At 67.4% G+C, this 8,492-nt stretch carries 7 protein-coding genes; 4 read left to right on the top strand and 3 right to left on the bottom strand.

The annotated features are described in order from the left end of the window. The first annotated feature begins 257 nt into the window (after positions 1-257). From ctaE to qcrB, 4 genes are read left to right on the top strand one after another with little or no spacing between them, the layout of a single operon-like run. Complete coding sequence (gene ctaE / locus ABD225_RS07500; RefSeq protein WP_344083079.1) at positions 258-836, top strand: aa3-type cytochrome oxidase subunit III; 579 nt, start codon at positions 258-260, stop codon at positions 834-836. A 31-nt stretch (positions 837-867) separates the two neighbouring features. Then, the gene (gene qcrC / locus ABD225_RS07495; RefSeq protein ID WP_344083065.1) at positions 868-1,653 is read left to right on the top strand and encodes a cytochrome bc1 complex diheme cytochrome c subunit; all 786 of its coding nucleotides are present in this window, start codon (positions 868-870) and stop codon (positions 1,651-1,653) included. Positions 1,654-1,657: 4 nt separating this feature from the next. After that, positions 1,658-2,794, top strand: coding sequence for a cytochrome bc1 complex Rieske iron-sulfur subunit (qcrA, locus tag ABD225_RS07490; RefSeq protein WP_344083063.1), 1,137 nt, complete (start codon positions 1,658-1,660; stop codon positions 2,792-2,794). Next, positions 2,791-4,527 (top strand): cytochrome bc1 complex cytochrome b subunit, encoded by a 1,737-nt coding sequence (gene qcrB / locus ABD225_RS07485; RefSeq protein ID WP_344083061.1) that lies wholly within the window; start codon positions 2,791-2,793, stop codon positions 4,525-4,527. The genes qcrA and qcrB overlap by 4 nt, the downstream gene beginning before the upstream one ends. A 114-nt stretch (positions 4,528-4,641) precedes the next feature. Here qcrB and ABD225_RS07480 read toward each other — a convergent pair whose 3' ends face one another. From ABD225_RS07480 to ABD225_RS07470, 3 genes are all read right to left on the bottom strand, one after another. Beyond that, positions 4,642-4,923, bottom strand: coding sequence for an Lrp/AsnC family transcriptional regulator (locus ABD225_RS07480; RefSeq protein ID WP_344083059.1), 282 nt, complete (start codon positions 4,921-4,923; stop codon positions 4,642-4,644). 220 nt (positions 4,924-5,143) lie between these two features. After that, positions 5,144-6,877, bottom strand: coding sequence for a DEDD exonuclease domain-containing protein (locus ABD225_RS07475; protein WP_344083057.1), 1,734 nt, complete (start codon positions 6,875-6,877; stop codon positions 5,144-5,146). Between the two features lie 151 nt (positions 6,878-7,028). Further along, positions 7,029-8,435, bottom strand: a complete 1,407-nt coding sequence (locus tag ABD225_RS07470) for an aspartate aminotransferase family protein (protein WP_344083055.1) — start codon at positions 8,433-8,435, stop codon at positions 7,029-7,031. Positions 8,436-8,492 lie beyond the last annotated feature (57 nt).

Genomic DNA, 8,492 nt, shown 5'->3' with positions numbered 1-8,492 from the left:
TCATTTCCCGACCCGCCCGGCCGAGCCAGCCACCAGGCCGCACAGTCCTAAAGATCAGCGCTTCCCTAAGACTAACGAACGGGAACCGTGGCGCGATCAGCGGCGTTATCGGATCGATTCGCGACAAACCAGGGGGTCGGCTCCCGGGTGCGAACGATTACCGACATAATGTCGACGTGGCCTCAGCATCCGCCGTGCATTCCGGCACCCCTCCGACCCATCCTGGGCATGCCCTCGGTCCGGTGACCCGGCCGAACATGGTCTCCGTGGGCACCATCGTGTGGTTGTCCAGCGAGTTGATGTTCTTCGCGGGACTCTTCGCGATGTACTTCACGATTCGCCAGGTCCGCCCGGATCTGTGGTCGGAGCACACCCCCACCCTGAACGTCCCGTTCGCCACCGCGAACACGATCGTGCTGGTCATTTCCTCGGTGTGGTGTCAGTTGGGGGTCTACAAGGCCGAGCACGGCCAGGCGGCGCGCACCGGCAGCCTGCTCAATGTGAGCGGCTGGGGGATGCGTGAGTGGTATGTCCTGACCTACATCTTCGGCTCCCTCTTCATCGCCGGCCAGGTCTACGAATACGCCCACCTCGTCCACGACGGCATCACGCTCTCCTCCGATGGTTATGGCTCGGTCTTCTACCTCACGACCGGTTTCCACGGCATGCACGTCACTGGCGGTCTTATCGCCTTCCTGCTGATCATCGGACGCACCTTCACCACCCGGCACTACAGCCACGCCCAGGCCACGGGCGCCGTGGTGACCTCCTACTACTGGCACTTCGTCGATGTCGTGTGGATCGCGCTCTTCGCGACGATCTACCTGCTCAAGTGACCCCGCCCAACAGCCGAGAAAAGAGACCGATGTGAACGCACTCGCCGTCCGGCGACGCCACCCGGCCGCGATCTTCATCCTGTTGTTGTTGGGACTGATCGTCACCGGCGCCGGGTATGCCGCCCTGGCCCCCAAGCAGGCCACCGCCGCCACCGCCTCCGCGGACCAGATCGAACGCGGTCGTCAGCTCTTCTTAACCAACTGCGCCACCTGCCACGGCAAGGACGGCCTCGGCAGCCCGGTCGGCCCCAACCTCGCCGGTGTCGGCGCGGCAGCCGTCGACTTCCAGATGGGCACCGGCCGGATGCCGATGGCCGAGCCCGGCGTTCAGGCGCCGCGCGGCAAGAAGGTCACTTACTCCGCTGAGGAGATCGCCGATATCGCCGCGTGGGTGGCGTCTTTGGCCCCCGGCCCGGCTGTGCCAGATGCCGAATACACCACCGCCGAGGGCGGCAATGCCGGTCGCGGTGGCGAGATCTTCCGCGTCAACTGCTCGATGTGCCACAACTCCGCGGGCGCTGGCGGTGCGCTCACCCGCGGCAAGTACGCCCCGAAGCTGACCGATGTAGAGGGTCAGCACATTTACGAGGCCATGCTGACCGGCCCGCAGAGCATGCCCGTCTTCAACGACAACAACATTTCCCCAGAGTCGAAGCGCGATGTGATCGCCTACCTCAAGACGATGGATGAGGCCGGCAGCCCGGGCGGTATGGCGCTCGGCAGCCTTGGCCCGGTGCCGGAGGGCCTCGTGGCCTGGGTCTTCGGGCTCGGCATCCTCATCGGCGCCGCATACTGGCTCGGGCAGAAGGGAGCCTGAGCCGATGAGCACCGAACACTCCACGGACACCGTGCGCCTCGATGAGGGGCATCATGTCGGCGACGGCGGGATCCCCGCTCAATTCGCCAACCCCGGTTTGCCGCCGCATGTGCACCGGATGGCAGATGAGTCCGAGGCCGCGGCCAAGCGGGCTGAGCGTCAGGTCGCTGGCCTGTTCACCCTCTCGATCCTCGGCACGGTCCTGTTCCTGATCGCCTACTTCGCCTTCGACACCGCGCACCGCACTTGGGTGCCAGGCATCGGCACCGTGTCCACCTCGAACCTGCTGCTGGGTGTGGGGATGGGGCTCGGCCTGCTCGGCATCGGTCTCGGCGCCGTGCACTGGGCCAAGACACTGATGCCCGACGAGGAGGTCGTCGAGGAGCGGCACGCGATGCGCTCCAGCGATGCCGCACGCGGCGAGTTCGTCGAGATCATGCGTGGCGGTGGCGAGAAGAGCCAGCTGTTCCGTCGGCCGTTGATCAAGGCGACCCTGGGTGGCGCTCTCGGCCTGTTCTCCCTGCCGCTGCTCGTCCAACTCGTTGGCAGCCTCGGCCCGCTGCCGAAGAACCACCTCTCCTTGACCATGTGGAATGGCACCCCGGATGGCGAGGGTGGCTACACCGCATACACCGCGCGCCCCCGCCTGGTGACCGACCCGGAATCGCTGCCGATCAAGGCCAGCGATGTCACGATCGGTTCGGTCTACCACGTGCTTCCCGAGGGCCTGCTGCCCAGCCCGGAGGCCGAGGACGAGCACCTCCGCGAGGGTCTGCACCACGGCTTCCTGGAGGAGAAGGGCAAGGCCGCAGTTTTGCTGATGCGCCTAGACCCCAAGGACTTCCAAGACACCCCGGGCGGCAAGAAGGCCCAGGAGTGGGGCTACCAAGGCATCGTCGCCTACTCCAAGATCTGCACCCACGTCGGCTGCCCCGTCGGTCTGTATGAGCGCACCACGCACCACTTGCTGTGCCCGTGCCACCAGTCGACCTTCGATGTCACCGACGACTGCCGCGTCATCTTCGGTCCCGCCAAGCGGCCGCTGCCGCAGCTGAAAATCGCCGTCGACGACGAGGGTTACCTCATCGCCGCCGAACCGTTCCACGAAGCGGTCGGCCCGAGCTTCTGGGAGCGTGGATGAGCACCACCGCGAATGACCGCCCGGCCATGGGTCTGCGCACCGGCGATGCGCCGGTGAGCGCCCCGCCGTCGGCGGGCGCCAAGAAGCTCGGCGGCGCCGTGGGCTGGGTCGATGACCGCCTCGGCCCGGCCAAGGGCGTCAACTACCTGATGAAGAAGGTCTTCCCGGACCACTGGTCGTTCATGCTCGGCGAGATCGCGATGTATTCGATGATCATCTGCCTGCTGACCGGCGTCTTCTTGACCTTCTGGTTCGTGCCCAGCGCCGGTCACACGGTCTATGACGGCTCGTATGTCCCTTTGCAGGGCGTCGGCATGTCGGAGGCCTATGCCAGCGCGCTGAACATCAGCTTCGACATCAAGGGCGGCCTGCTGATCCGCCAGATGCACCACTGGGCCGCGCTGATGTTCATCGTCGCGCTGTCGGCGCACATGCTGCGCGTCTTCTTCACCGGCGCCTTCCGCAAGCCGCGTGAGCTCAACTGGATCATCGGCTGTCTCCTGTCGATGCTCGCTCTCGTCGAAGGCTTCGCCGGCTACTCCCTCCCGGATGACTTGCTCTCGGGTACCGGCCTGCGCGCGGCGGAAGGCTTCATGCAGTCCGCGCCGGTCATCGGCTCCTATCTCGCGTATGCCGTCTTCGATGGTCCCTTCCCGGGTGAGGCGATCATCCCGCGCCTCTACAGCGTGCACGTGCTGCTGCTGCCGGCGATCCTCGTGGGCCTGTTCACCGCGCATATCGTCATGGTGGCGGTGCAGAAGCACACGCAGTACCCCGGGCCCGGCCGCACCAACAACAATGTGGTCGGCTTCCCGGTCATGCCGGTGTATGCCGCGAAGGCCGGCGGCTTCTTCTTCATCGTCTTCGGCTTCATCGCGCTGATCTCCGCGATCGTGCAGATCAACGCGATCTGGGTCTACGGGCCCTATGACCCGTCGCCGGTCACGGCCGGCTCGCAGCCGGACTGGTACATGCTCTGGGCGGATGGCGCGCTGCGTCTGCTGCCGGGTTGGCTGGAGTTCAGCGCCTTCGGTTACACCCTCAGCCTCAACGTCGCGATCGGTGCCCTCGGCCTGATCCCGGTCGTCTATGGCGCGATGGCGGCTTATCCCTTCCTGGAAGCCTGGGTGACCGGCGACAAGCGGGAGCACCACCTGCTGGACCGGCCGCGCAACCAACCGACGCGCACCGCCATCGGCGTGGCGGCCATCGCCTTCTACCTTGTGCTGGCGCTGGCCGGATCGAATGACATCCTCGCGATCAAGTTGCATATGTCGATCAACGACATCACGTACTTCTTCCGGGCGGCGACCTTCCTCCTGCCGATCGTGGCCTTCTGGGCGACCCGCCGCATCTGCCTGAGCTTGCAGCGTGCCGACCGCAACCTGGTGCTGCACGGCCGCGAGAGCGGACGGATCGTCCAGACCGCCGAAGGTCGCTTCTTCGAGGTGCATGAGCCGCTGGATGAGTACACCCGCTGGAAGCTGGTCGGCTTCGAGGGTCAGGAGCCGCTGCAGTTGACCGCGGGCACCGATGCCCACGGCGTCGCATCCCCGGCCGCTGGCAAGGACAAGCTGCGCGCCCGCCTGAGCCGCTTGTACTTCCAGGACACGGTCCAGCCGGTCACGCCGGCCGAGCTGGAAGCAGCGCACCACGACGGCCACGCGCACGAGGCGATCGAGGGCGGCAGCGCGGCCGAACTCGAAGCCGGATCGTCTTCCGGCCACCACTGAGTCCCGGCTCCCACTGGTTCACGACCAATGACAGCGGCCCCCGGCGAGTAGCTCGCCCGGGGCCGCTGTCATTGTGAGGCGCTGGTGGAGCGTGCGCGTGGGGCTTGGCCGTGGTTAGCCCTCGATACCGAGGCTGAAGGCCGTTTCGAGGTCATGGCGGGAGTAGGCCCGGAAGGCGATATGTGACTGGGTGCCGAGGATGCCGGGCACCTTGCTCAGCCGGTCGGCGATGACATCGGCCATCTGGTCGTGCTCGCGCACGCGCACGAGGGCGATCAGGTCGACATCGCCGGTGACTGAATAGACCTCGCTCACGCCCTCGAGATCGGCGATCGCCTGGGCGACCTCGGGAATCTTGTCGACCTCGGCGTTGATCAAGACGATGGCGGTGATCATGGCGCCAATCTATCCCGGCGCGCGCCGTCCGCCGTTAGGGCGCTGCGTCGGCGCGAGCGGAGCGGGCCTTCTGGATGGGAGCGGGGCTATAGGGCCGCACGCGCTCACGAGCCCCGCTCGGCTGGGCAGTAACCCCGCTCGCGCGCAGCAACGCCGCTCGGCTGGCTGGGTCTCGCGTCTCACGCGTCAGGTCCGACGGACGCAGCGCTGGGCTTGGGACTCAGGATTCGAAGGCCGTCGCCGGGCGCAAGGGGGCGGCGCCGAAACGGGCGATCGCGGAGACGGCGCCGCCGACGGGGCAGGTCCACTCGCCATCCACGCTGACCAGGCGCACGCCTGGCTCTTCGAGCCAGCGCAGGATCTTTTCGGTTTCCTCGGGGTATGCCGCGGGCGCGGGTCCCGCCGCCGGAGTCACCACGTCGGCGCTCTGGGTGAGCGCGTCGACATAGGGCATCGGATCGGCACCGCGGGGACTGCGGGAGGAGCCGGCCAGCCGGCCATAGCGCACGCACACCAACTCCCAGCCGCCCAGGGGCGAGCGGCGAGCGGCCACGATCTCTGGGGAGGAGGCGAGGGGAGCCAGGCGCTGGGTGCGCGTCATACCCCTCAACAGGGTCAGCAGTCGGTCGCGCAGCGAGGCGGCGTCTTCGTATCGCTCGTCGTGGGCGAGCGACTGCATCCGCTCCTCCAGCGGCGAAAGCAGGTGCAGCGGATCCCCGAGCAGGGCGGCCCGGGCGCGGGCGACGACCTCGGCATACTCCTGCAGCGACTGCGCCCCGGTGCACGGGGCGCCACACCGGCCCATCTCGGCGAGCGCGCACGCGGGGGTGGGGCGGGCGGGGGAGAGGCGCTCGTGGCAGCGGCGCAGCGGGAGTGCATCGTGCAAGGCCGCGACGGCGTCCTCGGCGGCGGCGCGGGAGGAGAACGGGCCAAGGTAGGTCGTCTCGTCCCCGCGGACCTCCTTGACGATGGACAGGCGCGGGAACGGCTCGACCGTGAACTTCACCCAGGCGGCCTTCTCGGGGTGACGAGAGCGGCGGTTGTAGCGCGGCTTGTGTTCGGCGATCAGGCGCAGCTCGCGCACCTGTGCCTCAAGGGCCGTGGCGCACACGACCGGCGTGACGGACTCGGCGATGCGCACCATCTCGCCCATCCGTCGGCGCTGCTCCGCCGCCGTGAAATAGGAGCGCACGCGGGTGCGGATGTCGACGGAGGTGCCGACATAGAGCACCCGGCCCTGGCCGTCCTTGAACAGGTAGACGCCCGGGGCACTGGGCAAATCGTCGGCGAGATAACGCTTGCGGCGGGTGGCTTGCGGGACGCGCGCGGAATAGGTCGCGAGCTCCTCCAGGGTTGTCACGCCAAGGCTGCCCACCCGGGCCAACAAACCGTGCAAGACATCGACGGTTGCTTGGGCATCGTGCAGGGCCCGGTGATCGGGGGTGGTGCGGGCGTGAAAGACCCGGGCCAGGCTGGCCAGCTTGTGGTTCGGTGCCTCGTCCCGGGTGACCAGGGCTCGCGCGAGGTAGACGGTGTCGACGACCACGGGCTCTGGCCACCGATTGCCGGTCGCGAGGGCGGCGGCCTTGAGGAAGGAGGTGTCGAATCGCGCATTGTGCGCGACCACCACGGCATCGCCGATGAACTCCAGGAAGCTCGGGAGCACGGCTTCGATGCGCGGGGCCAGCGCGACCATCGAGTCGGTGATTCCGGTCAGCATGCTGATGACCGCCGGGATCGGGACCCGCGGGTTGACGAGCGTCTGGAACTCCCCGAGCACCTGCCCGCCGCGCACCTTCACGGCGCCGATCTCGGTGATGTGATCAGCGTGCGCGCTGCCGCCGGTGGTCTCCAGGTCGAGCACGACGAAGGTGACCTCGTGCAGCGGCGTGCCGAGATCGTCCAGGGTGCCCTGGATCGCTCGGGGCCTCGCGCTTGTGGCCGTGATCGTCATACCCACAGACCCTAGAGAGCGGGTCTGACAACCCCTGGGACGTCGCTACCACGATTCTCTCCGGATGCCGGAAAGTTGAGGTTCGGGTGACTTTCTAGGCCACTCGAACCTCAACTTTCCGGCATCCGGAGAGAAATGAGTGACCGGGCGCTCAGGCGCGCAGGGCCTGCGCCAGGTCGCGGAAGTCGGAGACCAGGACGTCCATCTCTTCCTGGGTGTGGGCCAGCGAGACCAGCCACTGCTCGTCGAGGCCGGGCGGGGTCAGGATGCCGCGGTTGACGCCCCAGAGCCAGGACAGCTCGGCGACGCCGAAGTCGGTGGCTTTGTAGTCGCGGTAGTTGCGCACCGGCGTGGTCGACCACGTGATGCAGCCCTTCACTCCGAGCGCGACCGTGTGGGCCGGGAGTTGGTACTCGCGGATGATCTCGTCGATGTGATCCAGCGTGGTGACATTGATCGTCTCCGCGACCTCGAGCGCCTCGCGGGTGCACACTTCATCGACCGCGCGGGCCGCCGCCATGACCAGCGGATTGCCGTTGTAGGTGCCGAAGTGCGCCATCCGGCCGTCCACGACGACCTGCATGACATCGCTGGTGCCGCCGAAAGCCGCCAGTGGCAGACCGCCGCCGATGCTCTTGGCCAAGGTGATCAGGTCGGGCTTGACGCCGAGGCGCTGGGAGGCACCGGCATATCCGGCGGTGAGTCCGGTCTTGACCTCATCGAAGATCAGCAGCACGCCGTGCTCGTTGCAGGCGGCGCGAACGGCGGCGAGATAGCCCTCGTCGGGGACGACGATCGCGAGATTCTCGATCACCGGCTCCATGACGATCGCGGCGATCTCCCGGCCGTGCTCGCTCAGGATCTCGTTCAGGCGATCCATATTGTTGTAGGGCACGACGTAGACGGTCCCGGCCTCGACATCGAAGGGGACGTCGGGGATGGGGGCCTCGGCCGGGCCGATGTCGGCGAGGGCTGGCTTGACGGAGACCTGGAGCGCGTCATAGCCGCCGTGGTAGCCACCCTCGATCTTGATGATCGCCTTGCGCTGGGTGTATGCCCGAGCGGCCCGGACGGCATACATCAGCGACTCGGTGCCGGATTGGGTGAAACGGAGCATGTCGAGACCGAAGCGGGTTTGATAGCGCTCGGCGACCTCGGTGGCGGTGGGTGAGGGGGTGACGAAGAGGGTGCCGACGGACTGCAGGGCTTCCTCGACATAGGCCACGACGGTCGGGTTGAGGTGGCCGACGAGCATCGCACCGAACCCCATCGACAGATCGAGCAGCCGGCGGCCGTCGACATCGGTCAACCAGGCACCGCGCGCCTTGACGATGGAGATGGGGTGGGGCTCCCAGTGTTGGAAGGAGGAGGTCACGCCAAGCGGCAGCGACTTGCTGGCCTGGCGGTTGTGATCGGCCGAGGCGGGGGTGTTGGCGGTGAACTTCTCCCACTCGGCGGCGAGCAGTTGCTGCACCCGTCCGGGGTCCACGGGCATCGAGCTCTCGGGGAGCGACCGGCGGGTTGCCGGATCGTGCGCGGGCCAGGACGTCGGGGTCATTCGGTCAAGCCTCCTTCAGGGCCGCGAGCGCCCATCGCTCACGGCATACCCCATGAT

This window comes from Nostocoides veronense, from assembly GCF_039531185.1.
Lineage (GTDB): Bacteria > Actinomycetota > Actinomycetes > Actinomycetales > Dermatophilaceae > Nostocoides_A > Nostocoides_A veronense.
The sequence above is the reverse complement of the archived record's forward strand: the minus strand, read 5'-3'. Positions and strand labels throughout refer to the sequence as shown.

Excerpts from the sequence above, each read along its gene's own strand:
- ctaE (WP_344083079.1), top strand. The coding sequence starts at position 258 with ATGGTCTCCGTGGGCACCATCGTGTGGTTGTCCAGCGAGTTGATGTTC.
- qcrA (WP_344083063.1), top strand. The coding sequence starts at position 1,658 with ATGAGCACCGAACACTCCACGGACACCGTGCGCCTCGATGAGGGGCAT.
- qcrB (WP_344083061.1), top strand. The coding sequence starts at position 2,791 with ATGAGCACCACCGCGAATGACCGCCCGGCCATGGGTCTGCGCACCGGC.
- ABD225_RS07480 (WP_344083059.1), bottom strand. The coding sequence starts at position 4,923 with ATGATCACCGCCATCGTCTTGATCAACGCCGAGGTCGACAAGATTCCC.
- ABD225_RS07475 (WP_344083057.1), bottom strand. The coding sequence starts at position 6,877 with ATGACGATCACGGCCACAAGCGCGAGGCCCCGAGCGATCCAGGGCACC.
- ABD225_RS07470 (WP_344083055.1), bottom strand. The coding sequence starts at position 8,435 with ATGACCCCGACGTCCTGGCCCGCGCACGATCCGGCAACCCGCCGGTCG.